This window comes from Thermomonas sp., from assembly GCF_020850895.1.
GTDB lineage: Bacteria > Pseudomonadota > Gammaproteobacteria > Xanthomonadales > Xanthomonadaceae > Thermomonas.
This window is the reverse complement of sequence record NZ_JADZDS010000133.1, coordinates 1-26,846: the sequence shown is the minus strand read 5'-3', so window position 1 is coordinate 26,846 and position 26,846 is coordinate 1. Positions and strand designations below refer to the sequence as shown.

17 protein-coding genes and 2 pseudogenes are annotated in these 26,846 nt (G+C 64.3%); 6 read left to right on the top strand and 13 right to left on the bottom strand.

Translation table 11 applies throughout. The features are described from left to right. Positions 1–122 (top strand): annotated as a pseudogene (locus IT472_RS11640) (IS3 family transposase); the annotation flags it as partial. Positions 123–130: 8 nt separating this feature from the next. Here IT472_RS11640 and IT472_RS11635 read toward each other — a convergent pair. The 12 genes from IT472_RS11635 to IT472_RS11580 form a co-directional block, all read right to left on the bottom strand. Further along, the gene (locus IT472_RS11635) at positions 131–6,706 is read right to left on the bottom strand and encodes an MBG domain-containing protein (protein WP_297181715.1); all 6,576 of its coding nucleotides are present in this window, start codon (positions 6,704–6,706) and stop codon (positions 131–133) included. 152 nt (positions 6,707–6,858) lie between these two features. Beyond that, entirely contained in the window at positions 6,859–8,520 is a 1,662-nt protein-coding gene (locus IT472_RS11630) for a ShlB/FhaC/HecB family hemolysin secretion/activation protein (protein ID WP_297181713.1), read from the bottom strand. A gap of 28 nt (positions 8,521–8,548) precedes the next feature. Beyond that, the gene (locus IT472_RS11625; RefSeq protein WP_297181712.1) at positions 8,549–10,555 is read right to left on the bottom strand and encodes a CHAT domain-containing protein; all 2,007 of its coding nucleotides are present in this window, start codon (positions 10,553–10,555) and stop codon (positions 8,549–8,551) included. A gap of 506 nt (positions 10,556–11,061) precedes the next feature. Beyond that, positions 11,062–12,327 (bottom strand): glutamate-5-semialdehyde dehydrogenase, encoded by a 1,266-nt coding sequence (locus tag IT472_RS11620; RefSeq protein ID WP_297181709.1) that lies wholly within the window; start codon positions 12,325–12,327, stop codon positions 11,062–11,064. Next, entirely contained in the window at positions 12,324–13,475 is a 1,152-nt protein-coding gene (gene proB / locus IT472_RS11615) for a glutamate 5-kinase (RefSeq protein ID WP_297181707.1), read from the bottom strand. Before proB ends, IT472_RS11620 begins: the two co-directional genes overlap by 4 nt. Positions 13,476–13,478: 3 nt before the next feature. Further along, positions 13,479–14,774: an argininosuccinate lyase gene (argH, locus tag IT472_RS11610; protein WP_297181705.1), complete on the bottom strand. Its 1,296-nt coding sequence runs from the start codon at positions 14,772–14,774 to the stop codon at positions 13,479–13,481. Next, a complete protein-coding gene (gene argC / locus IT472_RS11605) occupies positions 14,771–15,730 on the bottom strand; it encodes an N-acetyl-gamma-glutamyl-phosphate reductase (protein WP_297181703.1) in 960 nt (319 codons plus the stop codon). Before argC ends, argH begins: the two co-directional genes overlap by 4 nt. Beyond that, positions 15,727–17,046 (bottom strand): acetylglutamate kinase, encoded by a 1,320-nt coding sequence (locus tag IT472_RS11600; RefSeq protein ID WP_297181721.1) that lies wholly within the window; start codon positions 17,044–17,046, stop codon positions 15,727–15,729. Before IT472_RS11600 ends, argC begins: the two co-directional genes overlap by 4 nt. A gap of 30 nt (positions 17,047–17,076) precedes the next feature. Next, on the bottom strand, positions 17,077–18,165 hold the full coding sequence (locus IT472_RS11595) for an acetylornithine deacetylase (protein ID WP_297181719.1): 1,089 nt from the start codon (positions 18,163–18,165) through the stop codon (positions 17,077–17,079). Between the two features lie 136 nt (positions 18,166–18,301). Then, the gene (locus IT472_RS11590) at positions 18,302–19,537 is read right to left on the bottom strand and encodes an argininosuccinate synthase (protein ID WP_297181701.1); all 1,236 of its coding nucleotides are present in this window, start codon (positions 19,535–19,537) and stop codon (positions 18,302–18,304) included. 50 nt (positions 19,538–19,587) lie between these two features. Beyond that, a complete protein-coding gene (locus IT472_RS11585; RefSeq protein ID WP_297181699.1) occupies positions 19,588–20,634 on the bottom strand; it encodes an N-acetylornithine carbamoyltransferase in 1,047 nt (348 codons plus the stop codon). A 261-nt stretch (positions 20,635–20,895) separates the two neighbouring features. Continuing rightward, on the bottom strand, positions 20,896–21,045 hold the full coding sequence (locus tag IT472_RS11580) for a hypothetical protein (RefSeq protein WP_297181697.1): 150 nt from the start codon (positions 21,043–21,045) through the stop codon (positions 20,896–20,898). Positions 21,046–21,449: 404 nt separating this feature from the next. Here IT472_RS11580 and cysS point away from each other — a divergent pair, with 404 nt between their 5' ends. The 3 genes from cysS to IT472_RS11565 all read left to right on the top strand — a co-directional run bounded on the left by cysS (position 21,450) and on the right by IT472_RS11565 (position 24,655). Continuing rightward, positions 21,450–22,826 carry a cysteine--tRNA ligase gene (gene cysS / locus IT472_RS11575; RefSeq protein WP_297181695.1) on the top strand — a complete coding sequence of 459 codons (1,377 nt, stop codon included), beginning with the start codon at positions 21,450–21,452 and terminating at the stop codon, positions 22,824–22,826. Positions 22,827–22,982: 156 nt separating this feature from the next. After that, positions 22,983–23,426, top strand: a complete 444-nt coding sequence (locus IT472_RS11570) for a SufE family protein (RefSeq protein WP_297181693.1) — start codon at positions 22,983–22,985, stop codon at positions 23,424–23,426. Further along, a complete protein-coding gene (locus IT472_RS11565; RefSeq protein WP_297181690.1) occupies positions 23,423–24,655 on the top strand; it encodes an MFS transporter in 1,233 nt (410 codons plus the stop codon). The genes IT472_RS11570 and IT472_RS11565 overlap by 4 nt, the downstream gene beginning before the upstream one ends. A 98-nt stretch (positions 24,656–24,753) precedes the next feature. Here the strand turns inward: IT472_RS11565 and dksA are convergent, their stop codons facing one another. Beyond that, positions 24,754–25,854, bottom strand: a complete 1,101-nt coding sequence (gene dksA, locus IT472_RS11560) for an RNA polymerase-binding protein DksA (protein ID WP_297181687.1) — start codon at positions 25,852–25,854, stop codon at positions 24,754–24,756. Between the two features lie 85 nt (positions 25,855–25,939). Here dksA and yidD point away from each other — a divergent pair, with 85 nt between their 5' ends. Both yidD and IT472_RS11550 read left to right on the top strand, forming a co-directional pair. Continuing rightward, positions 25,940–26,173 (top strand): membrane protein insertion efficiency factor YidD, encoded by a 234-nt coding sequence (gene yidD, locus IT472_RS11555; protein ID WP_297181717.1) that lies wholly within the window; start codon positions 25,940–25,942, stop codon positions 26,171–26,173. 181 nt (positions 26,174–26,354) lie between these two features. Beyond that, positions 26,355–26,846 (top strand): annotated as a pseudogene (locus tag IT472_RS11550) (hypothetical protein); the annotation flags it as partial.

Here is a 26,846-nt window from a genome sequence, read left to right as displayed (position 1 = left end):
CCGCCCGGGCGGATGTGTTCGAATACATCGAGCGACGCCATAACCCAAGGATGCGACGCAGAGTCATCAGACAAGATCAGAAGTTTTCAGCTCTTTCCAAACCGTCCGTGATTTCGGGGTAGAACCCCAATCAGAAGCTGCTGCAGCCGGCGTTCCTCTCGTTGTTGAAGCAATTCAGCAGATTCAGGCGCCTGCGCACCTTCGACCATTCATTGCCGAGCGAATCACCCCCTGCCAATGCTTGGTCATTCACAACGTCCGCAACCGGGCACATCTGCACCTGATCGAAATTGGTCGTATACAGCTCCGTCTCCCTTGGATCCGAGAAGAACTCGGTCGGCAGATCCGAAGTTTGCGACAGCGGCAGGAGTTGCAATGCGGTTGAGTTGCTGGATGCCTGCGAGAACGTGTAATTGGTGGCCGACGAGGCGCCACCGTAAATCGCATAGAAACCCGGCATCGACATCGGCGTGGCGTAGGTGAACCAGACCGGATTGGAGCCGAATACGCTGCCCATGGTGTCGCCGTTCTTGAAGCCACTGGCCGTGCCGGTGAAGGACGGGAACGGTATGCCCATGTACCAGATCAGTGGGTCGGCGGTGAACACCAGCATCGCCGGGGTGATGGTCAGGGTGCCCGGCAGGAAGTAGATCGCATAGCCGGCTGGTGACGTGAAACTGCCGTTGATCAGATACTGGCCGACATTGCTGCCACTGGTCGCCGAGCTTCCCACCGAGCCATACAACACGTTCGCCAACGCATCACCAAGGATCAACCCGTCCGCATCGAACGTGAACGTGGGATTGGCATCGCCGTATTCACGACTGAAGTCAGCGATCATCACCGTCAACGTCGGTTGCTGGGTGTAGATGAAGTGGTTGCCACTGCCGACCGTGACCCCGCAAGGCCCGCCGTAGGTGCAGTTGTACAGGTTCGGCAAGGTGCCGCTGCCGGCCAGCCCGCCGCGATCCTCACCCACCCAAGTGCTGGCCCAGACCCGCCAGCTGCCGCTGGCGCTGATCGTTGCGCTCGCCGGGTTCAGGAACACGCCGGCGGTCACCAGATCGACATCGACGCCATTCACGTTGGCGTTCATGGTCAGGTTGCCCGATAAGGTCCGTACCAGGACGTTCCCATACGCATTGATGCCCGATGCCCCGACACTCGCCAACCCGCCACCGACTCCGGCGTTGAAGCCGTAGCCGGTCACATTGCCGATCGCCAGTTCATCGGCATCCAGATAGCGGAACTGCCCCCCCGCGCTGCCGGCCAAGGTATTGCCAGTGACATCGTTCTGGGCCGAGGCCAGCAACACGTCGCCGCTTGCGATAGCGATCAAGCTCTTGGCGTGAATGCTGCCGGCGCCGGACTGGCCGATGCTGCCGCCAGCGAACAGACCCAGCGTGTAACCACTGACATCCAGCATCCCGGACAAGTGGATGCCTGCCGTCCCGCCCTGATTCTGCAAGCTCAGGTTGCCGGCATACGCAATGTCGGACTGGACCCGAATCGCACCTTGTTGCAGGTTGCTGCCCAGCACCAGCCAAGGCGTGGTGATATGCGAGAGCTCGACGTTGTCCAGCACGAAGCCGTTGCCGCCGCCGAGGTAAAGGGTATCGGTGACATCCAACGGCCGCAGGTTCACGCCCGTGGTGCTGGAAACAGCGCCGTCAATGATGATCGAATCGCTGCTGCCGTCGTTTGCCGCGCGCAGGACGACCGTGCCACTCCCAGCATCCACGGATGCGGTACCCGTCAAATTCACACCCGCGCCGGTGGTAGCGCGCCCATCGATTCCGATATCGCCGCTCGTACTGGCGATAGCGGATGCGTCGTTCAACAGCACGCCAGCAAGACTGCCATCGCCCACCAGATTGATGTTGCCGCTGCCCGAAGTGATCCTGGCTGCTTGCGTGTCGCCGGACCGCAATTCAATGCCATAGCCGGTGTCGGCATGGCCGGTGATGGCGATGTCACCGTCCGTGCTGGTCAACCTTGTGCCGTAGACGAACACGCCCCATCCATAGCCATCGATGGAGCCATTAATCACGATGTCACCGACGCCGCTGTCCACACTGGAGTAATACAGATCGACACCGCCCACTGATCCGCCCGTGCCCTGCATGGCGATGCTTCCGCCGGCACTGGTCACGCTGCTGTCATCGATCCAGAGGCCGGCGCCATTCGCATTGGCGCCGGTCAGGTCGATGTCGCCGCCGCCGCTGGAAATCGTGCTGTTGTCTTGGATCAGGACGCCATATCCAAGTGCTTGCGTACTGGAACCGGAAATACCGATGTTCCCGCCAGCACTGAGGATGTCGCTATCCGTCACGACCACACCGTACAGGTAGGCGCTCTCGCCTTCGAGGCTGATCCCGCCGGTGCCGCTTGAGATTTGCGATTCATACACCGCAATGCCACCGCCGCTGCCGAGGGCGGTCAGGGTGATGTCGCCACTGGTACTGGCAATCGATGCGTCGTACCGGATCTGGATGCCCTCCAGGTTGCCAGTCGCATCCAGGGTGATATCGCCCGTGGCCGAGGTGATCGTCGATCCGCCGACATAGATCCCGAACTCGCCACCGTCGACGCCCAGCAGGATCGCGCCGCCACCGCTGTCGATCATCGCGGCATTCTGGACGACGATGCCGCCGCCGACACCGCTGCCCGAATGCATCGTGATATCAGCGCCACTTGACTGGATAGTGGAGGCGTCGATGTAGATGCCATAGCTGCTGCGATCAGCGAGCAGGAGGATGTCACCGCCAGTGGACTCCACGGTCGAACCATACTCGACGCGAATCCCGTTCGTATAGTTGGCGTCCAGGGTGATACCGGCACTCCCGGCGTGGATCATAGACCCGAAGATGACGATTCCGCCGTCGCCGTAAGGTGCCAGCAGCCTGACCGCGCCATCACGGCTGTAGACGGTGGAGCCGTAGTTGACCTGGATTCCGCCATCGTTGTAGTAGGCGTCCAAGGTGATATCGCCGCCATCGGCATGGATCGAGGATGCGTCGTTGACGCGAATGCCGACATTCCCACCCACGACAGCCAGCCGGATCGCCCCATCTCCACTATCAATTGCCGCGCCGTTCTGCAGCCAGATGCCACCAGTGTTGTAGCCAGAGGAAGACATGACGATGTCGCCGCCGTAGGATGCCACCGTGGCGGCATCGACCACGAATCCGTACCTGCTGTCGTCGGCATACATGCGGATATTGCCGCCATCGGTGTCAACGGTTGCGCCGTTGAAGAGATGGATGCCCGCGGTGGCGTAGGCGTACATCGTGAGATCGCCCGTACCCGCATGCACCGCCGAGCCATCGATGGAGATGCCGTTGTCGCCATTGGCGGTATCCAGCAGCACCGCGCCGGCGCCGGCATCCACGATCGAACCACCCGTGATGGTGATGCCGCCATTGTCATTGCTGCTGGCATGCAGCGCGAGGTACCCGCCATGTGAGTAGACCTTCGACGCGTCGATCAGGATGCCGCCAAACGCACCGTCTGCGTCCAAGGTGATCGTGCCACCATAGCTTTCAACGTCGGAACCGGAAATCTGGATGCCATACGTACTGTTGCCGGCCGACAACGCGATATCGCCGGCGGCATGGATTTGCGAAGACCCGGAGATCGCAATACCGATGAGGCTGCCGTATGCATCGAGGGTGAAATCATTCGCCGTGTCGATGATGCCGCCCTGGAGCGAAATCCCCCCGCCCTGCATGTTGACGGTGCCACCGATATCGAGAGTGAAATCGCTGAGCGTAATCGCACCGCCAGCCGTCAAGCTCAGGAACGATGGACCGATGATGGAAAAATCGGTCCCGTTGATGGCATTTTCTGCTTGAACCTGCAGGTTTCCGATGTACGAGCCTGGCAGGGCATTGGGCAGGATGGAGGTGAAATCAACGAAATTCACGTCGCCGGTGCCACTTCCGCCACCCAACGCGGAATTGGTGCGCACCACGATGGCGGTCCCATTCTCCATCGCCGTCGCCAGCGCCTGATCGACGATCACAGCCCCGTTGGTGTGCGTCGGCGCGCCGGCCGTCGTGGTGATCCATGCTTCGGTGCCATCGATGTACCAGTGGCTGGAAGTGATACTGGCATTCTCATCGATGAGAATCCGATTGAATCCGGCGGTATACAGATCTCCCCAGAACCCACTGGCCCACAAGTTGAAGGTCCCACTCAAGGTGACATCATCGGCGCTGAGGAAAACAGTGCCACCATAGCTCCAGCGATCGAGCCCGGGATCATCAGGATCCTGGTAGAACCCGATGCCGCCATTGGCCTCGATGAGGCCAGTGGCGCCAACGTCGATCGTCTGGCCGTACACATTGATCGTGCCGCCATTTCCGATTTGATCGGTCGCATTCAGGCCGCCGTTGGCCTGCAGCACGCCGGTGATCGAAACGGTGGCGTAACTCGAGTAGGCGTAACCCGCGTAGATGTCGACAGTGCCGCCGTTGACGCCGCCATTGGCAGCCAAACTGCCATCGATCACAATGGAGTAGACGGCATCCAGATCAATGCTGCCACCGTCGACATCTCCATAGGCGATGACACTTCCGCTGACCGTCAAGTAGTTGGCGGCCATGTGGATGGTGCCGCCACCATCATCGCCATTCGCGGTCAGGATGCCGCCACCGTAAACGGTCAGGCTGTCAGAATTGAGATCAATGCTGCCGCCATCGAGCCCACCATTGGCAGACAGGCTGCCATACACCCGCATGCCATTGCTCGAATACAAATCGATGCTGCCGCCGTTGGCGACGCCATTGGCATTGATGGTGGCGCTGCCGCCGACATCAAGCAGGTAATACGCAGATAAATTGACATCGCCGCCATCCGCACCACCATTTGCATCCAGATGGCCGGTCAACGACAGGTACGAGTATGCCGTCAAGGTGATCGAGCCGCCGTCCAGATCACCGTTGGCGGTGATGTCACCCTGGGCATACAAATTCTGGGTCACGATGGAGACAGTGCCGCCGTTAGCCGTGCCGTTGGCATTGATGAACCACACCGGATGGATGTAGACGGAGTCGTAATTCGACACCATCACCGACCCGCCGTTGCCATTCATCCCGCGCACATTGATGTAGGGAACGTATTCCGGATCACCGGGCGTGACACCGCCCGAATCCAAGGCACTCAACCCCCCGAACAGGTTGACCGAACCACCGTTGGTGGCACCGTAGGCCGACAGCACGGCCTGGGAATACAGAATCCCCGGGCCACCCAGCCAAGGCATTTGTCCGCGTTGCAGGAGGATGGAAGGTGCGGTGATCGTGATGGTGCCGCCTGTGCCGGCGCCGGATTCGGCGAGAATCCAGTTGTAGTTTTCGACCCGGTTCCCGGACACGATGTTGATTGTCCCGCCATTCCCGCCGAAGGACGCCGCCTGGATCAATCCCGCGTTGTAGAACCGATCCATAACATCGATGGTGATCTGGCCACCATTGCCCCCAGCCCCATTGGCCGTGGCATCGATCCAGCCGAGTGAGTCGTTGGCGTTGCAGACACCAAGAAGCCCCACGCACAGATGGGTGAACAGCTGGTAGCCGCGGATTTCAATGGTGCCTGCGTCCTGGCCTGCGCCGAACGCATTGGCAGACACCAGGCCTTTCGCCGGCGGCCAGGTTCCAGGCAGGCCGCCGATATCCACATTGCCGTGTCCCGCATCAAGGATGATCGACCCTGGGTTGGTGTAGGTCGAGTCCGAATTGGCCCGGATGGTCCCGCCAATCCAGATGCGACCTCCCATGACAGTCTCGGTGAACAGTGTCCCGTTCGTGGCCGCGAACTCGGTTTCGGTGCGCATTTCCACATGCCCGCCGGCAGCTGTGATATCCCCGTTGTTGACTATTCCGCCCGCGCAGGACGACGTGATGATGCCCTCGGCGCAACCGAAGCCATCCTTGAAACCCGTGCCGGTCAGGGTCACGGTGGTCAGGCCGTCGTTGTAGAAATCCAGATTGACTCCTTGCGCTGCACCGAAGGTCACGCTGCCTCCAGGCGCACTGATGACGGCGTCCGGCTGGTTCTCGATGCGGGCAGCCAACAGGGCGATGGTGCCGCCAACGGCCGTCGTCAACTGGCCCTGATTGACGACCGGACCGATGGCACCACTGGTGTCTGGCGTGAAGATGTAGTGCGGGTCGGCCATCCCGGCGCCGGTCAGGAAATCGCTATCACTGATGGCGAGGGTCGAGGCCACCAGCCCGCCGACGTTGACCGCCGAACTCTTGCCAAACAGGATACCGGTCGGATTGATGATGAAGACATTGCCGTTGGCATTGATGTTGCCGTGGATGATCGACGGCGTGATCCCGATGCCGGGCACGCCGATGACGCGATTGAGGGTGACGCTGTTCGCATCCGGCTGGACGAAATTCAGGGTGAACCCACCCGCGACATTGAGCGTGTTCCAGTTGATGATCGCGCTCGACGTCGTCTGCGTGATCGTCATGGTGTCTTCGGTCGTGGGACCGGGCCGCATGACGCCACCGAGGTCGAGATTCGACGTGGCCGCACCAGAGACGACAGTACCCACTTCAGGCAGGCAGTTCGTGCAGGACGGCACCACGCCTGCCCACGCCGCCGGCGCCAGCAGCGCCAGGGCCAGCGCCAGTGCAAGCCGACCGCGACGCATACCGCGGGAAGCGTGCTTGCGGGAGTTGTTTTTCGCGTTCATGTCATTTCCCCTCAGGAAAACCCGCACAACACCATCAGCTGTTGCCAGCCCACCCCGTGTCCGGTGCATGCCCGGACTCGACTCGCACGAACCGATCACGGCGTGATCGGTTCGTCGCGGGCCATCCCTGGCCGGCAGGAACCTCCAATTTCCTAAAACGCCTTCTGGATCGTCCAGAACACCCGCGGATTGCGATCACCGCCATCCGTGACGCCCGGCCCGGTGGCCCGCCATGCCACGCTCAGGTTCATGCTCACACTGCCCGGCTTGCTCCAACTGAAGCCCAATCCATAGCCGCGCAAGCTGGCGCCCAAGTCTGGATCGAAGATCCGTCGACGATGGAACAGGTCACCATGGGCTGCATCGTAGAACGCGTACAGCGTGGTGTTCGGGCTGGGCGAGAATCGCAGTTCGACCGACGCCAGCCAGCCGTCGTCAACCAGCACCTCACCGGTTGCGTAGGCGCGCACCGCCTTTGGCCCACCCAGTGAAAGCTTCTCGTACGGATCCAGATTACTGTCGGAGCGCTGCAGGCCCAGGCTCATCAACAGGCTCCAGCGGGGCGCGAGGTATTGCAGGCGCGATGCCTGCAGGGTGAACTTGGTGAATCCACCCTCGGTGCCATAGCCAAACGGCGGCTGGTCCAGCAACTTGGCCATCGGATCGCGCAAGGTCAGGTTGCCGCGGTAGATCTGGGCATTGAGGCTGTTGTAACCACCACCGCCGAGGCGGTCACGGTGCTCGAAGGTCAAAGCCAGACTTGCGCCACGGATCCGCTTGCGGGTTTCCAGACCAACCTTTTCATAGCGGTCGGTCAGGTCCTTGTTCTCCACTGCGCCGCGGAGGAACAAATTGGTGGTGCGCTGGCGAATCAGTGGATAGTTGAACGAGAGATCAGCGACTGTGCCCACGCCGGTGGGCTCCAGTGCTGCGAACGGGCCGCCCAGTTCGTATTGCACCCGCGCCAACCCGCCACCGATGCGCAGTCCGGTGTAGCCGATCGGGGTTTCATAGGAAATCCGACCGAACGCGGTATGCATTCCCTGCGCAACCATGATCCGCAGGTCGAGGTTGTCGCCACGGTCGAACGGACTGGCCCAGCGCAGGCTTCCGGTGAGCCGGATCCGCCCCGAATCACGGGTGCCTGAATTGTCCAGACCGAGGCTGGCTTGCACGCGGTCGCGAGCGCCAACCTGCACGCGCAGGTCATTGGTGTCCGAGGACGAACCCACCGTCACCGTCGACTGCGGCTTGATGCCCGGAAGATCGGACAGCAACAGCATCGCACGTTCGTACGCGGTCGTGCTCAGCGCTTCACCCGGCTTCAGCAAAGACAGCATCCCGGCCACTTGCCCGCGGTGGATCGGGGCGTCTGGGGCGATATCGATGGCCACTTCGCCCAGCTTGCCTTCGAGCACCGTGAGCTTGACCCGACCATCGACGACGTCCTGGACGGGAATGAACACCTGCGCAAGTCCGAAGCCGTGCCTCGCATAGACCGCGGCGGCCTTGATCGTGAGTTGCTGCAGGTCGGCAAACGTCACGCTTTTGCCGACCATGTCCGCGACCGACGCCTGCAATTCCGACTCGGGCACCAGGGTTGCACCGACGAATTCGACGCCCTGCAATACGAACGAGGCTTGCGCCTGCTGGGCCATCTGCGGCTCGGGCAAGGTCTGCGCCTGCTGCGGCTGGGCATTCTGCGCCACTGCCGGTGCGACCGGCAGCGCCAAGGCCAGTGCAACCGAGAGCAGCGCCGGACGCATGCATGCTTGACGACACAGCGGGCTGTCATTGCGGATTTCCAACGTCATTCCTTCGCTCCAAGTCCAATCCTGCTGTTCACTGCAACACCCGCAGCCGCCAGTTGCCGATCAGGTTGAACGGCGCCCAGTAATACGGGTGCGCCGTCGCCGGGTTAGCCAACACCGCCCGCTGGGCGTCACGCATCGCATCCTGGGCATTCTGGCCATTGGCAAGGTCACCGTAGAACCGGGTCATCAGCTTCTCGGTCGAGGCATCCGAAACCGGCCACAGCGAAGCCAACAGGCTGGATGTTCCAGCCGACAGGAACGCGCGGGTGAAGCCCAGCACTTCATCGCCATTCTCCACCCTCCCAAGCCCCGATTCACAGGCCGACAGCGCCAGCAGCGAGACATGGTCAAGCTGCATGCCCATCACATCCTTGGCCTCGAGGTACGCCGGCTGGCCATTCCCATCGGTGAACAGCACCTTGGAGTGCAGCGGATCGAGGGTATCGACCAAGGCGTGGGCGGCGACGTGGACCAGTTGCGATTGCGGCGCGAATTCATCGAAATTGGACAGCGTTGCCTGTGCGCCGAAGAACAAGCGCGAGCCCGGGAAATCCTGTGCGAGCATCCGTACTTCACGCTCTGCACCCGGCAGCGGGATGGCGACCGATGGATCGACGGTCGGATTGCCAATGCCCAGCAGGTTGGGTTGCGCCAGCGGCGCGTGTGCAGCGAGGCGCGCGGCGATGCTCACCGAGGGGGCAAGGGACACCGGATTGCGTTCGATCAGGTATTTTCCGTCAAGCCGCAAGGCTTGGAACGGCAGGTAATGCAACGGCCCGTGCGGCACGATGATCACCCGCCGGCTGTCCGCAAGCTGCAACGGTGCCAGCAGCAGGCGACCGATCTGGTCGGACGCAGACACGATGTTCGGATTGCGGCCGATCAGGGCATTGCGGTACGCCTCCACGAGGCGGATCAGGTCGCTGCGCGGCAATGCGGTCGGGAAACGGACTTCACGCACGCCGTCGCGGGTCAATACCCAGGCGACCAAGCGATCCGGAAGGGTGTGGTAGGCCACCACGGTTTCGTCAGGGGCCAATCCTGCCCGCAGCGCTTGGACATCCATGGCGGTCGCTTCGCCCGAACCCACGCTGGCGCGGCCGGCAATCGAATCGAGCAGCGCCCTGGAGCGGCTGCGCTCGCTGATGTCGAAAGCTCGTTCGGCCTGGCCCAGCCTGTCATGCAACGCAATCGCGCGTTCGAACACGTCCTGGACATCCGAGAACAGACCCATCTTGAATTCGTCGCTGCGGAACCGGGCGCGGGCCCGCTCGAATTCGCCGAGCGCTTCGTCCAGCGAGGCAGCGGCCTCGGCCTCGTTGCCCATCGCCGCTTGACTGCGGGACATGCCATCCAGCGCCCATGCACGATAGAACACGCCATCGCCGGCAGCATCGTCCACGGGCATGTCGGCCAATTGCCGGTACACCGCCAGCGCCTGCGCCGGCTGCTGTTCGGCGAGCAGGAGTTTTCCTCGAGTGCGCTGCAACTGGGCGCGTTGGGCAGGGCTTTCGGGCTCCGGGATGGCCTCCAGCGTGGTGCGTGCTCGTACCAGGTCGCCGGATTGAATCAGCGTGTTGGCCAGCGACGCCTGCACCAAGGGACGGAAACGCCCTGAACTCTCACCGCTGGCTTGATCGTAATAGGCAATCGCTTCCGCATAGCGGCCCTGACGCGCACGCACATCGCCAAGGATCTTGCGGGCAGGCCCGTTGACTTGGGTTGGATCGAGACCGGGATATTTCAGCGCCAGATTGGCGAACTGTTCGGCCCGCTCGAGTTGACCGGCATAACTGAAGGCGATCGCCAAATCCCGATAAGCCTTGCCAAGCAGGTCCGGGTTGCCGGTCTCCAGCGCCACATGCAAAGCCATGCTCGCCGCACGCGCACTTTGCCGCAATTCACCCAAATCGGCCAGTTGCACGGCCTGGCTGCAATACGCATAACCATCCAACTTGACCCGTTCACGCGAGTACAGCGCCGCTCCTTCCGCAGCCAGCGACAGGGCGGTATCGGCATCCTGGAGACGGCCCATGGCTTCCAAGGCCGCGCGAGCATCGTCACCCGGCGCTGTCCGAGGCGATGCCTGGGGAACCGGTTGCGGTGCCGGCAAGGCTGCGGACGCCGTTGCCACGCCGGTGACACCGACATTCGCGAGCGTGGCCGCATCCGGAGCACAGCCAGCAGCAGCTGATCCGCATGCCATCAGGCCGCCCACGGCCAAGGCGACGAGTTGGATCGAACCTCGGCGCATCACGGCGGTCATTCGCATATGCACAACTCTCCCCTGACAACGCGCATGCAAGGGCTGCGCGAATGAGATGCAGTCAAGGACAACGAGCACAGGGGCTACGGGCCAAATGACCAATTCCGTATCGACCGTCTCCCCGCTCCTCCCGTCTGCCCGACTCCCATTCCGAGCGTACTCCACCGGCACGCATTGGGCGAGTCCCCGATTCAGGTCAACGGGCCCTGGGGCGAAAAGAGGCCACATCCGGCTGAGCAACGCGAGAGCCTCGTTGGTTACCTGCTCCGATGGCCTCAGCCCTGCAAATCGGGATGGCGGACCTGGCCCTGCCCGCGCACAACGAAGCGTTCAATGGTCAGTGCCTCCACCCCCATCGGCCCATAGGCGTGCAGGCGGGTGGTGGAAATGCCGATCTCCGCGCCGAGTCCGAGCTGGCCGCCGTCATTGAAGCGGGAGGACGCATTGACCATCACCGCCGAGCTGCGGATGGCGCGCACGAAGGCCTCGGCAGCCGCGGCATCCTCGGTGACGATGACCTCGGTATGGTCCGAGGTATAGCGATGGATATGGGCGATCGCCGCATCAAGACTCTCCACCACCTTCGCAGCGATGATCAGATCGAGGAACTCGGCATCGAAATCCGCCTCGGTCGCGTCCGGCAGCGTGGCATCGAACGTCCGCACGCCAGCGTCCCCACGCACCTGCACTTGCCGCGCCTTGAGCGCCGCCAGCGCCTTCGGCAGGAAGGCCGCCGCGACTTCACGATGCACCAGCAGGGTTTCCAGCGCATTGCAAACGCCGGGGCGCGACACCTTGCCGTCGATCAGCAGTGCCAGCGCCGTGTCGAGATCCGCGGCACGGTCCACGTACAGGTGACAAACGCCCTTGTAGTGCTTGATCACCGGCACCCGCGCGTGCTCGGCGACGAAGCGGATCAGGCTCTCGCCGCCACGCGGAACGGCCAGATCGATCAGGTCCGAGAGCTGCAACAGCTCCAGCACATGTTCGCGCGCGGTATCGGCCACCAGCGACACCGCCGCTTCCGGCAGCCCCTGCGCACGCAGCGCCGCGTGCAGACAGGCGGCGATCGCGGCATTGCTGGCCGCTGCCTCGGAACCACCGCGCAGCAGCACCGCATTGCCGGCCTTCAGGCACAGCGCCGCGGCTTCGGCGGTGACGTTGGGGCGTGCCTCGAAGATCATCGCCACCAAGCCCAGCGGAATGCGCTGGCGCTCGACCACGACCCCGTTCGGGCGGGTCTCGCTGCGGGTCACCGCGCCCAGCGGATCGGCCTGCGCCGCCACTTCGCGCAATGCCGAGGCCATGCCTGCGATCCGCGCCGGATCCAGCAGCAGGCGGTCCAGGGTGGCCTTGCTGGCGCCATTGGCGGCGGCCTGCCCCATGTCCTGCGCGTTGGCCACCAAGATGGACGCCTGACTGTCCAGCAGTTGCACCGCCATTGCCTCCAGCAAGGCCTGCCGCTGCACGGCGCTGCAGGTCGCGATCTGGCGCTGCGCCGCGCGCGCCGCCAGTGCCAGTTCCCGCACGTAACCCGTCATGCCGCCACCTCCCCGTGGTCGGATTGATGCGACGCCAACAACACCAGGTCATCGCGATGGACCATCGCCTCGTCGTAGCGGAAGCCCAACACGGCTTCGATCTCGCGGCTATGGCGGCCGGCGATACGCGCCCCATCGACTGCGTTGTACTGCGCCTGCCCGCGCGCCAGCAGTTGCCCCGCTTCGGCCAGTATCTCGATCACATCGCCACGACGAAAATCCCCTTCGACATGGCGCACGCCGCCCGGCAGCAGCGACGCTCCGCGCAGCAGCGCCGCGCAGGCGCCGGCGTCAATTCTCAGTGCGCCCGCGGCAGGTGCATGCCGCAGCCACTGCTTGCGCGCACTCAGGCGGCTGCCCTGCGCGGTAAACAGGCTGCCGTGGAGCGTGCCCTGCCCCAGTGCCGTCACCGTGGCGGCATCGCGGCCGCAGAACAGGGCGGTGGCAATGCCCGCCTGCGCCGCCTTGGCCGCCGCCTCCAGCTTGGTCCGCATGCCGCCGGTGCCGAGCGCGCCGGCCTCGCCCGCCATCGCCATCACCTCCGGCGTGATCGTCTCGATGCGAGCCAAGTGCCGCGCATCCGGATCGCGCTGCGGGTGACCGCTGTACAGGCCACCAATATCGGTGGCGATCAGCAGCAGATCGGCATCGACCAAGGACGCCACTGCCGCGGCAAGATTGTCGTTGTCGCCCAGCTTCAGCTCATCGACGGCGACGGTGTCGTTTTCATTGACGATGGGAATCGCGCCCAACCGCAGCAATTCCAGCAGCGCGCTGCGCGCATTGAGGTAGCGGCGGCGGTTGCGAAGATCGTCGTGGGTGAGCAGGACCTGCGCAGCAGGCAATTCGAAAAACCGCTGCCACAGGGCGATCAACTGCGCCTGCCCGAGCGCGGCCAGCGCCTGCTTGGCGGCCATGGTCTGCGCGGCTTCGCCGTTCTTCGGCAGCAGGGCACGCCCAGCCGCCACCGCACCGGAGGACACGATCACCACCTCGCGCCCGGCCTGCCGGCTTGCCAGCACGAACTGCGCAAGCCCCAGCGCAAAGCGCGGGCTGAGGCCGGTGTCGGCGCTGGCCAGCAGGCTGCTGCCCACCTTCAGTACCGCGCGTTTCCAATCAGGAAGAGACTGCGGTGCGAAGGCGCTCATGGCTTAAACCAGCGCCTCCCAACGTGCGCGCAGTGCATCCAGCCGCAGGTCGGCGGCTGCGCCCGGCGAGGTGCGCGCCGCCAGCGAGCCTTCCGGCGTGCGCCCCTGCCCCGCGGATTCCGCACCAGCCGCTGCGGCCTTGTAAGCATCGCGAAACGGCACGCCGGCAATCGCCGCCTCCACCGCGACGTCGGTGGCATACATGCCGGCATCGATGGCAGCACGCAGGCGGTCTTCGCGCCAGTCGAAATTGGCGAGCAACGCCGGCAACAACTCCAGCGCGGCGAGCCCGCGACCGAAGCCATGCACGATCGCCGGCTTGCTGTTCTGCAGGTCGCGGTGGTAGCCCGAGGGCAGCGACAGCAGTTGCTCGATTTCGGTGCGCGCCGCCGCCACGCTGGCGTGGGTGGCACGCATCAGCTCGATCACGTCGGGGTTGCGCTTGTTCGGCATGATCGATGAGCCGGTGGTGTACTGCGCGGGCAAGGCGACGAAACCGAACTCGGTGCTGGTGAACAGCGACAGGTCCCAGGCGATTCGGCGCAGGTCCAATGTCGCGCTGCCCAGTGCCTCCAGCGCAGCCAGCTCGAACTTGCCGCGCGAGAGCTGGGCAGAGATCGGCGAGACCTGCGTGCGCGCAAACCCGAGCGCCTGGGTGGTGTGTTCGCGATCCAGCCTCAGGTTCACGCCATAACCCGCCGCCGTCCCCAACGGGTTGCAGTCGATCAGGGCCAGCGTGTCGCGGGCGCGGACGGCGTTGTCGATGAAGGCTTCCGCCCAGCCCGCCCACCACATGCCGGCGGACGACACCACCGCCCGCTGGACATGGGTATAGCCAGGAATCGGCAATTGCTTTTCCGCCTCGGCGCGATCCAGTGCCACCTCCGCGACCTCGCGAGCGAGCTGCGCCAGCCGCGCCAGCTTGTCCTTCAACCACAGCCGAGTCGCCACCAGCACTTGGTCGTTGCGGCTGCGACCGGTGTGGATCTTGCGGCCGGCGTCGCCCAGCCGCTCGGTCAGACGCGCCTCGATCGCGGAGTGGCCATCCTCGAAGCGCTCGTCCAGCATGAATGCGCCGCTGCGGAAGTCCTCGGCCAGCACCGCAAGCTCGCGCTTCAGGCCGGTCAGTTCATCGGCAGTGAGGATGCCGATGCGCTGCAATCCTTCGGCATGGGCGGCGCTGGCGGCGATGTCATGCAGGAAGAACTCACGATCCAGCAGCACGTCGTCGCCGGCCAGGAAGGCCTGGATGCGCGCATCGACGGCGACGCCGGGCTTTTGCCAAAGCAGATTGCTCATGCTGCGTTCTCCAGCGGAATCCCGCACATTTCATCCAGCCCGAAGGCGGTATTGAGATTTTGCAGCGCCTGCGTGGCCGCACCCTTCAACAGGTTGTCCTCGGTCGCCACCACCACCAGCCGGCGACCGTCGCCGGACAGGGTGAAGCCACCGATTTCGACGTGGTGCCGGCCTGCGATCCGGCTGACCCAGGGCGCCGCCTCCTGCACACGCACCAGTGGCTCGCCCGCGTAGCGATCACGATATCGCGTGAGCACTGCATCCAGCGCAAGTGCGCGCGACAGATGCAGATTGGCAGTCAAGCTGATGCCGCGAAAATGCGGCGCCACGTGCGGCATGAATTCCACCGGATGGCCGAGTTGCCGCGACACCTCGCGCTCGTGGATGTGCCCGGTCAGCGCATACGGCATCAGGTTGTCACGCAGCAGTTCGGCGTTGTTCCTGTCGGATGGCGTCGTGCCGGCACCGGAATACCCGGACACACCAAAGCACTGCACCGGCCCGTCGAGCACGTCCAGCATGGGCGCAACGGCCAACTGCATCGCGGTGGCATAGCAGCCCGGATTGCTGATGCGCTTGTTTCCAGCGTAATTGCCGCGGGTCAGCTCCGGCAGGCCGTAGTACCAGCGGGGATCGAAGCGATGATCGGCCGACAGGTCCACGAAGACGGGATCGACACCCGCCGCATCGAACGCGGCCACGATCGTCGCCGCCTTGCCGTTGGGCAGTGCCAACACCACCGCATCCGCGCCGAGCGTCGGCAGCGCCTCGTGCGTGGGATTGCAGTAGCGCAACGCGCCCGCGAAGCCGGCGTTGTGCTCGGCCACGGGCTTGCCGTCCAGCTCGCGCGAGGTCACGAAGGCAAGCTGGAAGCGCGGATGCGTGGCGAGCAGTTTGATCAGTTCCGCACCGGTGTGGCCGCGCGCACCGACCAGTCCAACCTTGATCGCATTCACATCGGCTCCTCCAGCGTCACCGGCCGCCGTGCGCACTGCGTCACATAGTGTTCGATCCGATCGAAGCCGGCGTCGCCGTACCAGTACACCTTCCATTTATCGCGCTTGATGCAACCGTCGGACTCGGCGTCATAGAACGCGTTGACCGGGTTGCCACGGCGCGAACGCCAGAACAGCCCCGGCGTTTCGTCGCGCATCACGTTCCACACCGCGCGCCCCAGGCCCTCGCCCTGCGCGTCATCCAGCACCGCGAACTTGTCGAGGTACACACCGGCATCCTCGTGGGTGAGGATCACCGCCGCGCGGTAATGCTCGCTGACGTAGGCGCGATGCAGGGTGGTCGTTTCGAAATAATCCGGCAACAGCTTGCGACCGAATGCCGATTCGATCAGCCCGCGCAGCCGCGGCAGATCGAAATCGTGCCACGCGCCGCCCTCCAACACCCGCTCGCCGCGCCGCACCAGGGTGCCCGAGCCCTTGTGGGTGAACAGCTCCTTGGCCAGCTCCGATGGCTTGGTAATCGATACCGACGAGGCCTGCGGCAGACCATCCAGCAGGTCCTTGATCTGCGCGATCTTGACCCGCATGCCGCCTTCGATCCACGGCTGTTGCATCAGGTGGTCGTACTCGGTCGAGAGGTTGATCGAATCGATGATCCGCCCCTCGGCATCCAGCAATCCACCGGTCCCGGTCAGGAACACGATCTTGTACGGCTGCAGCACCTGCACCAGCTCGTTGGCGGCGAAATCGGCATTGACGTTGAGGATCTGCCCACCGACCGTTTCGCCCAGCGAGGCGATCACCGGGATCGAGCCGGACTGCAGGCTGGCCTGGATCGGCGCCAGATCGACGCGCTTGACCTCACCGACCAGGCCGAAGCGTTCGCGATCCAGATAGTCGGCTTCGAACACGCCAGAAACAATACTGGTGGCACGCGCGTCGGCGGCTTGCAGGGCTTCCACCAGTTTCAGGTTCTGCGCATGGAACACACGGCGCACGATTGCCAATGCTTCCGGCGAGGTCACGCGCAGGCCGTCGATGGTCTGCTTCTCGATCCCGGCGGCGGACAGCTCCACATCGAGCTGCGGGCCAGCGCCATGGATGACGATCGGGGTCAGCCCCACGTCTTGCAGGAAGGCCAGTGACGACACCAACGCGTCGAGGTCGTCGCGCAGCACCGCGCCGCCCACCTTGACCACGGCGAAGCGCGCGGCGTCGAGCTGCGAGAAACGCTTGAGGTACTGATTGATTTCCTTCGCACTGCCCATGCTGGACAACAGCCGCACGATGGTCTGGCGGGTCTGGGGGTCGTGGATGGCGTGCGGGTTGAGGATCGGCGTCACGGTCTATGAGTTCCCAAGAATTCGAACGATGGACTCGGTGTAGCGCTGCAACTGCTCGAGCAACACGAATTCATCCGCGGTATGCGCCTGGGCGATGTCGCCCGGGCCGTAGACGAGCGCAGTCAAACCCGCCTGCGAGAACAGCGAGGCTTCGGTCCAGAAATCGACGGCAGGCCCGACCTGCAGGCCCAGTTGCGCGGCCAGCGCCTGCGCGGCCTGCCGGCGATCTTCGACCGCTGCGGCCTCCCCGCCTGGCAACGATGGCCCGCGAAAGGTCTCCTCGTAACGCTCCAGCGCACCGGATGCGGCGCAGGCGCCGAAGCGCGCGTGCAGCGCATCGATGTCCTGCGAGGGCAGCGGCCGGAACCCGAAGCGCACTTCAGCGCTGGGCGCGATCACGTTCGCCTTGATGCCGCCTTCGACCTTGCCGACATTGAAGCGCAGTCCCTGCAGGCCGCCGAACTGCGCGTCGGCCTCGGCTTCGACCAGGTCCAGTGCCTTGCCGCCCCAGCGCATCGCCTGGTGCAGCGCGCTGGCCTCCAGCGCGTTGGCGCCGGAGGCGTGCCCGGCCTCGCCCTTGAACTTGAGCACGACCGAGCTGATGCCGCGGTGCGCGAGCACCGCTTCGCAGCGCGTGGGTTCGGCGATGACCGCCTCGGTGAATCCACGGTCCTCGGCGAGAAAGGCGGCGATGCATCGCGGATCGTTGGCCTCCTCGTCACTGGAAAACAGGAACGCAACATCACCCGACGTGGCGTTGGCGGCGGCGATCAGCCCGGCCGCCGCGCCCTTGATGTCGCAGGCGCCCAGCCCGATGGCGCGATCGGCGGTGACACGCAACACATGCGGATCGACGCTCCAAGCCGGTGACGACGGCACCGTATCCAGATGCACATTGAACACGCGGCGCGGATCGCCGCGTACGGCGAGCAAGGAGACCGCGCCGTCGCCGTGGTCGGCCACATCGATGCGGAACCCGGGCAGGTGCGCGCCGAGGTAGTCGAAGATCCCGCCGGTGCCGATCCGGCGCGGCGGGTTGCGGGTGTCGAAGGACACCAGGGCTTCAAGGTGGCGGAGAACGTGTGTGAGCATGATCATCTATCAAGCCCCTCTCCCTGTGGGAGAGGGGTTGGGGTGAAGGTTCGTGCAAAGCGACAGGACAAGGCAAACCGAACCCTCATCCGGCGCTGCGCGCCACCTTCTCCCGGAGGGAGAAGGAAAAAAAGGGTTATCGGTTCACCTCGGCCCACAGGGTGCTGCTCATCCCGAACAGCTTGATGAAACCCTCGGCCTCGTCCACGCCCCAGTCCGCCGACTGCGCATAGGTGGCGCCCTTGCTGTTGAGGATGTGCGGCGAACGCACCGCGATCGCATCGACCCGGCCGCCATTGGTGCGCAGCGTCACCTCGCCATTGACCTTCTGTTGCGAAGCGGCGAGGAAGGCTTCCAGATCGGCTTTCAGCGGATCGTGGTAGAAGCCTTCATAGACCAGTTCCACCCATTTGCGCGCCACCTCGGGCTTGAAGCGGTTCTGCAGCTTGGACAGCACCGCTTCTTCCAGCGCACGGTGCGCGGCCAGCAGGCTGATCAGGCCCGGCGCCTCGAACACGATCCGCCCCTTCAGGCCGATGGTGGTATCGCCGGTGTACAGGCCGCGACCGACGCCGTACTGGGCAAACATGACGTTGAGCTTGGCCAGGAGCTTTTCGCCCGGAAGTGCATTCCCATCCAGTGCCACCGCCTCGCCCTGCTCGAAGCGCAACGTGGCTTCCATGGGCTCTGCCGGCCATTGCCCGCGGCGCGCACACCAACCGCGCGCACCCTCGCCCGGCGCTTCCCAGGCATCGATCTCGCCGCCTGACATCGTCAGGCCCAGCAGGTTCTCGTTGATGGTGTAAGCCTTCTGCTTGCTGCGCACGGCAAAACCGCGCTCCTCCAGATAGGCCTGCTCATAGGCACGGGTGTGGGTGTGTTCCTTCTGGATTTCGCGGATCGGGGCGACGATGCGGAAATCGCCGCTGGCCTTCACCGCCAGGTCGAAACGCACCTGGTCGTTGCCCATGCCGGTGCAACCGTGGGCGATGGCATTCGTCCCGAGTTCCTTCGCCCGCGCCAGCGAGGCATCGACAATCAGATAGCGGTCCGAGACCAGCAGCGGGTACTGTCCCTGGTAGCCCTCCCCTGCCCACACGAATGGCTTGACGAAGTCCGCCCACAGCGCCGGGCCGCCATCGACCGTCACATGCGAAGTGACACCCAACTCGGCAGCGCGTGCCTCGATGATGGCGCGCTCTTCGGTGCTGACGCCGCCGGTATCCGCGAACACGGTGTGCACGTTCCAGCCCTGTTCCTTCAGATAGGGCACGCAGAAACTGGTGTCGAGGCCGCCGGAAAAGGCGAGGACGATGTCGGAAGAGCCGGGATTGGGGATTGGGGATTGGGGATTGGGGGAAGCATTCGTCATGGAGGAATCCTGTTGTGTTTTGACAACGCAAGTTCGTGGTGGGATTGGTGCTATTTCGAATCCCCAATCCCGAATCCCGAATCCCGGACGTCATGGCTGCCCACAAGGGTCGCCATGACGGCCTTCTGCACGTGCAGGCGATTTTCGGCTTCGTTGATGGCGATGCAGCGCGGGGAATCCATCACCGCGTCGGTGGCCTTGACGTTGCGGCGCAGCGGCAGGCAGTGCGAGAACACGCCGTCCTTGGTCAGCGCCATCTTGGCCTCGTCCACGATGAAATGTTTGTACTGGTCGCGGATCGGCTGCTCGGGCGCCCAGTTGCCGAAGTACGGCAGCGCGCCCCAGCTCTTGGCATAGACCACGTCCGCGCCGGCGTAGGCCGAGTCGATGTCATGGCTGATGCAGAACGAACCGCCGGACTCGGCGACGTTCGCGTTCGCCCAGCCGATGTAGCGCTCGTCGAGCACGTAGTCCGGCGTGGGGCACAGCAGGGTCACGTCCATGCCCATGCGCGTCGCGATGGTCAGCGCCGAGTTGGCGACTGCGGTATTCAGCGGCTTGGGGTGATAAGTCCAGGTCAACACGAATTTCTTGCCGCGCAAATCCGAGGTGCCGAAGTGCTCCTGCAGCGCCAGCACATGCGCCAGCTCCTGGCAGGGATGGGTGATCGTTTCCATATTGATCACCGGCACCGGCGAGTATTTGGCAAAGCTCTGAAGCACGATGTCCTGCCGGTCCACCGACCAGTCGACGAACTTCGGGAACGCCCGCACGCCGATCAGATCCACGTAGCGGCCCAGCACCTGCGCCACTTCCTTGATGTGCTCCTCGGTTTCGCCGTCCATCACCGTGCCGAGGCTGAACTCGATCGGCCACGCATCCTTGCCGGGCTGCAGCACGATGGCGTGACCGCCCAGCTGGAACGCGCCCAACTCGAAACTGGTGCGGGTCCGCATCGACGGATTGAAGAACACCAGCGCGATGGACTTGCCCTTCAGGGCATCGCCCAGTTTCTCGCACTTGAAACGCGCGGCATCGGCGAGCAAGGCGTCGAGCTCGGCGCGGCTCCAGTCCTGGGTGTTCAGAAAATGCTTCATCGAAGGTCGCTCGGTGGTTGGATGAAAGGGCCAAAACGCAAAAAACCCAGCCGCTGGGCTGGGTTTTCAGGAGGTGACGCGCAAGAAGATGCTCCGGATTACCCAGCTGGCTGTGCCATTACCGGTCGGCGCGCACGCGAAGTCATGCCGGAGGCCATCCGGGCGGAGACTGCATGACGGGTGGCGAGGTGGGTATGCATCGTGGCGTGCATCCTCGCATGACGCAGCGCAGCATGCAAGCTTCGCGCATCCGCACGCAGCTCATTCCATTGGGGCCGGGGCAATCGAGATGCGGATCCGCAATCGATTGCCGGGATCACGCCCCATCCGGGTGCGGAACTTGCTGCCGCGATAGACATAATCGACGTCAAAGGCGATCGTCCGCTGGAACTCACGAATCACCGGGGCCATCCTGCAATTTCGCAATCCACCTTGATTGCGGGATCCGGCGGAAGCACCGTTCGACGGCAGCGGGGTGGGAACCAGTGTTCCGGGATGGCGAGGATCGCTGCAAACCCGTTCCATCCGTGTCGTTCGCAGGACCTGCTGGACAGGCCGGACCGCCATCACCTGCGCATAGTCGAATCGAACGTTCTCGATCGGAAGCACGACCTCACGCGCCGCCTGCGGAGCTGACTGCGCAATCGCAAGCCCGCTTGGCAACACGGCCAAGGACAAGAGGAAAACGGGATTCCGGCACCATCGCAACATTCCGTGAGTCTATCGACGCAAGCCGCTGCGCGGCTGAATCCCCGCTGTCGCTGCGGCGGAGCGGACGGCATCGTTACAATGACGCATCCATCGCCTCCACGCCCATGAGCCTCTCCCTCTACAGCACCCTGACCCGCCGGGTCGAACCGTTCACGCCCCTGGTCGCCGACTGCCCGACCATGTATGTCTGCGGACCCACCGTCTACAACTACGTGCATATCGGCAATGCACGCGGGCCGGTGGTGTTCGGCGTGTTGGCAGCATTGCTGCGCCGGCGCTACGGCAGCCTGCGCTACGCTCGCAACATCACCGACGTCGACGACAAGATCAACGCCGCAGCGAAGGAGCTTGGCACGCCGATCTCGGCCATCACCGACAAGTACGCCGCGGCCTATCGCGATGACATGGCGGCGCTGGGCGTGACCGGTGAGTTCGCGCCGGATATCGAACCTGCGGCCACCGCGCACATGCCGCAGATGATCACGATGATCGAACGCCTGATCACCGACGGGCATGCGTATGTCGCCGAAGGCCATGTGCTGTTCGCGGTGGCGAGCTTCCCCGGCTACGGCAAGCTCTCGCGCCGTGACGCCGAGGAGATGCTGGCCGGCGCGCGTGTGGAAATCGCCCCGTACAAGCGCGACGCGGGCGACTTCGTATTGTGGAAACCCTCCAGAGACGACCTGCCGGGCTGGGATTCGCCTTGGGGTCGTGGCCGCCCGGGCTGGCATATCGAATGCTCGGCAATGGCGGAGGCGCATCTGGGTCCAACCATCGACATCCATGCAGGCGGCATCGACTTGCAATTCCCGCACCACGAGAACGAAGTCGCGCAAAGCGAATGCGCCCACGGCGGCGCACCCTTCGCACGCTGGTGGCTGCACAACGGCATGCTGAATTTCGGTGGCGCCAAGATGGCCAAGTCGGTCGGCAATATCCAGCGCGTCCACGATCTGGTGCGCCAGCACCGCCCTGAAGCCCTGCGCTATGCCCTGCTCTCGGCGCATTACCGGCAACCGCTGGAATGGTCGGATGGGTTGATCGAGCAGAGCGTGCGCACGCTGGATCGGCTCTATGGGACCTTGCGTGACTTGGTCAACGTCGCAGCCGAGCCGCTGATCCCCGCCAGCATCGAGGCGGCATTGGACGATGACCTCAACACGCCGATGGCATTGGCCGAGATCGCCCGCATCGCCAGCGAAGCACGCAAGGCGGTGACCCACGAAAACAAGGCCGCCCTGAAAGCGCAGTTGCTGGGTGCCGGGCAGCCGTTGGGCGTACTGCAGCAGCAGCCGGACGCATGGTTCGCCGGCGGCGCCAGCGATGATGATGATGCCCGCATCCAGACACTGATCGACGAGCGCATCGAAGCGAAGACATCGCGCGACTTCGCCCGTGCCGACGCCATCCGCCAGCAGCTCGCCGATGAAGGCATCCTGCTGGAAGACACGCCACAGGGTGTCAGGTGGAAGCGCGCATGATGTTCCTTCTCCCTCCGGGAAAAGGTGCCCGCAGAGCCTGCCCCCGCGAAGGCGGGGGGCGGATGAGGGTTCGGCGAAGCCGGTAACACCGCACACGCCAGAACCCTCACCCCAACCCCTCTCCCGAGGGGAGAGGGGCTAGAACAGGAACAATCAGTGACCGACACCCCCTTCCCCCTCGAACCCACGGCCGCGGACGCGCAAGCCGCCATCGCGGATGAATTCTCGTTCTTCGGCGACTGGTCGGAGCGCTACCAATACCTGATCGACCTTGGCCGCAAGCTGCCCGCGTTCCCGGACGCTTGGAAGATCGAGGAACACCGATTGCATGGCTGCCAGTCGCTGGTGTGGATCGTGGCCGAAGGTGGCACCGACAAGCTCGACTTCCACGCAATCAGTGATTCGGCGATCGTCTCCGGCCTGATCTATCTGGCACTGCGGGTGTACTCCGGCCGCAGCGCGGTCGACATCCTCGCCACCGCGCCGGACTACATCGCCAGTATTGGCCTTGCCAAACACCTGTCGCCCACCCGGAGCAATGGACTCGCCGCCCTGCTCGCCTTCATTCGCGAACACGCGCAGGCAGCAATGCGCACATGAGCCCAGCGGTGCCCTCGCCGATGACCAGCGTCGGTTTCCGCTGGCTGATGCTGTTCCGGATTTTCACCCTGCTGTCCTACCAGGTCGTATCGGTGACGGTCGGTTGGCACATCTACGAGGTCACCCACGACACCCTGGCGCTCGGGCTGGTCGGGCTGGCCGAGGTGATTCCCTATTTCTGCGTCGCACCGTTTTCCGGCCACCTGGTCGATCACCTGCCACGACGCAAGCTTGGCGCTGCCGCCTGTCTCCTGCTGGCCCTCAATGCCGCGGCATTGGCGCTGGTCGCAGGGAACATCCTGCTGCACACCCACGGCACCTGGCCGATCTACCTTGCGGTGGCCGTTGGCGGCGTCGGTCGGTCCTTCCTGGGCCCGGTCTACAACGCCCTGTTTGCGCGGGTGCTGCGTCGGGAGCAGTTCCCGAAAGGCGCCAGCATGGGCAGTGTGGTGTTCCAGACCGGGTTGGTGCTGGGGCCTGCGCTGGGCGGCCTGCTGGTCGGCTCGCTGGGCAAATCGTTTTCGTATGCCACCGCAACGGTCGTGGCCTTGGCAGCAGCAAGCACCTTGCTGCTGATGCAAGTCACTGAGCCGGCACTGCAGCAACAGCGAGGGCCAATCTTCAAGAGCATTGCCGAGGGTGCGCGTTTCGTGGCCGGCAACCAGATCATGCTGGGCGCGATGGCACTGGACATGTTCTCGGTGCTGCTCGGCGGCGCCATTTCAATGCTGCCGGCCTTCATCAAGGACATCCTGCACGCCGGACCGGAGGCGTTCGGCGTGCTGCGCGCGATGCCCGCAGCCGGCTCGATCCTGGTCGCGCTCTGGCTCACCCGCCGTCCGCTGGAGCGCCACGCAGGTCCGGTCCTGATGTGGGCAGTCACCGGCTTCGGCCTGTGCACGATTGCCTTTGCGCTGTCGCGCAACCTGTGGCTGTCCGGCGCCTTGCTGGTGCTCTACGGAATGTGCGATGGCGTGTCGGTGGTGTTGCGCTCGACCATCATGCAATTGGTGACGCCCGACGAGATGCGCGGCCGGGTGTCGTCGATCAACGGCATCTTCGTCAGTTCCTCGAACGAACTCGGCGCGTTCTACGACGGCGTGATGGCACGCCTGCTCGGGCTGGTCCCGGCGATGATCGTGGGTGGCTGCGTCACCCTGGGCGTGGTCGCCACGACTGCACGCCTGGCGCCACGCCTGCGCAAGCTGGACCTGCGCAGCTTGCATTGAACGCGTCCAGCCGCAGCCAGCCAGCAAAAAACCCCGCCATGGCGGGGTTTTTGCATTCCAAGCACCGCACGCGCCCGCATCGGCGACGCGCAGCCGGCTTAATCGCCCATCTGCTTTTGCAGGTGCTCCCAGCGCTCCTGCGCATCCAACGTCCGCTCCGCGGTCAACCGCGCCTCGAGCCGATCCAAGCCGATTTCCTCGCCCGTGTCGACGCAGAACCCGTATTCACCGTTGTCCAGCCGCTTGAGCGTGCTGTCGATCTTGCCGATCAACTTGCGGTAGCGGTCGCGGGTACGCAGTTCCAACGAGTTTTCGGTCTCACGGGTCGCACGTTCGGCCTCGTCGCCGATGTCACGCACTTCTTCCTTGAGGTTCTCGATGGTCTGCTTGGATTCCTCCACCAAATCCGCGCGCCACTTCAGCAACTGCTGGCGAAAATACTCCAGTTGCAGCGGGCTCATGTATTCCTCATCCGCCGAAGGCTTGTAGCCCGCCGGCAGGATCGGACGCCCGGTGCTGTCATCCGTGCGATACGCCACGACCTTGAACTTGGCCTTGGGGGCGGGCTTGCTGTCCACCGGCTTGCGCACCGCGACCGCGACCTTGCCCATCGAACGTGGCACAGTCTTGACCGGCATTGCAGCAACCTGCGGTGCAGGCACGCGATCAGCAGCCTTCCTCGGCGCTTCCACCGGCTTGGCTGAGGGCGCCGGTTTCTTCGCGACGGCGTCCTTCTTCCCAGCACCCGTGGTCTTCGCACTGACGGGGGGCTTGGCGACAACCGATTTTTTATCCGCTGCTGCCTTCTTGACCGGTGCCGCCTTCTTGGTGACCACGGGCTTCTTGGTAGCCACGACGGACTTGGCCGCGACGGGCTTCTTGGTCGCGGGCGCCTTTGCCTTCGCAACCGGCTTCTTCACCGCCACCGCCTTCTTCGTGGCCGTGGGCTTTTTGGCGGCCACGGGCTTTTTCGTGGGTGCCGGCTTCTTGGAAGCGACCAGCTTCTTCACTGCCGCCACCGCCTTCTTGACGACCGAGACCGCCTTCTTCGCAGGCGCCGGCTTCTTCGCCGCAGCGGCTTTTTTCGCAACAGCCGGCTTCTTTGCCGCCTTGCCCGCAGGCTTGGCGGCCGGCTTGGCGGCGGGCTTGGTTGAACCGGCCTTCTGGCCAGCCTTTTTCACAGGTTTCTTTGCAGCCACGTCAGTTGGTTCCCCGGTTTCCCTTGAGACAATCAGGCGGGCTGTTATAACCTGCAATGCACGGGGCGGCAACCGCGCCACGCACCTGACGACCGACTTCGTGATCGACCGGCTCCTCATCACCCTCCTGCGCGGCTACAAACGCTGGATCAGCCCACTGCTGGGGCAAAACTGCCGATTCGCGCCAACTTGCTCGGTGTACGCGATGGAGGCCATCGCACGGTTTGGCGCGATCAAAGGCAGCTGGTTGGCGCTTCGTCGCGTGGGCCGCTGCCACCCCTTGCATCCCGGTGGCCACGACCCGGTGCCGCCCGCCTGAATGCGCCCCGCGCCCACGCCGGTACCGATGCCTGACCCCGAAGTACGCTTCTCGCTTGCGATTCGGAGCTGTTTCTCCCGTGTTACAACGCTTCCGTATGTCCAGAACCCAACGCGTCGACAACCACCCCGTGCCCCCATGCCGCGACCGCAAGGGTGACCGATCACCCATCGGCGATCGCATGCGCAAGCCGTTGAACGCGTCACCGACAAGGACAAAGGCGGCGCTTCAGGCACTCAGAGCCTTGGTCGTTGGCGCGGCGCTGCTGGCTGCTTCTGCCATTGCGCAGGACGCACCCACCGCGGCGACGGCACGCTCCCCTTCGGCCGACACGGGTCGCACCGAGATCGCGGCGCGCGCGACGCGCCTGGCGGACACCGCGCAACAGGGCGCGATGGTGCTCGGGACCACCGCGCCCGAGGCAGTCGTGGAGTACGCCGGACGCAGGCTGAAGCTCACGCCCTACGGCAGTTTCGTCTTCGGCATCGCTCGCGACGCCAGCGGCGAGGCCGTGGTTCGCATCCAGCAGCCGGGCGCAAGCGATTGGAGCGAACTCCACGTCCGGATCACCCCGCGTGACTGGCCGATCGAAGTCGTCAACGGCGTGCCGCCCGCCACGGTGAACCCACCCAAGGCCATTGCCGAACGGATCGAACGCGAGCAAGCCCAGGTT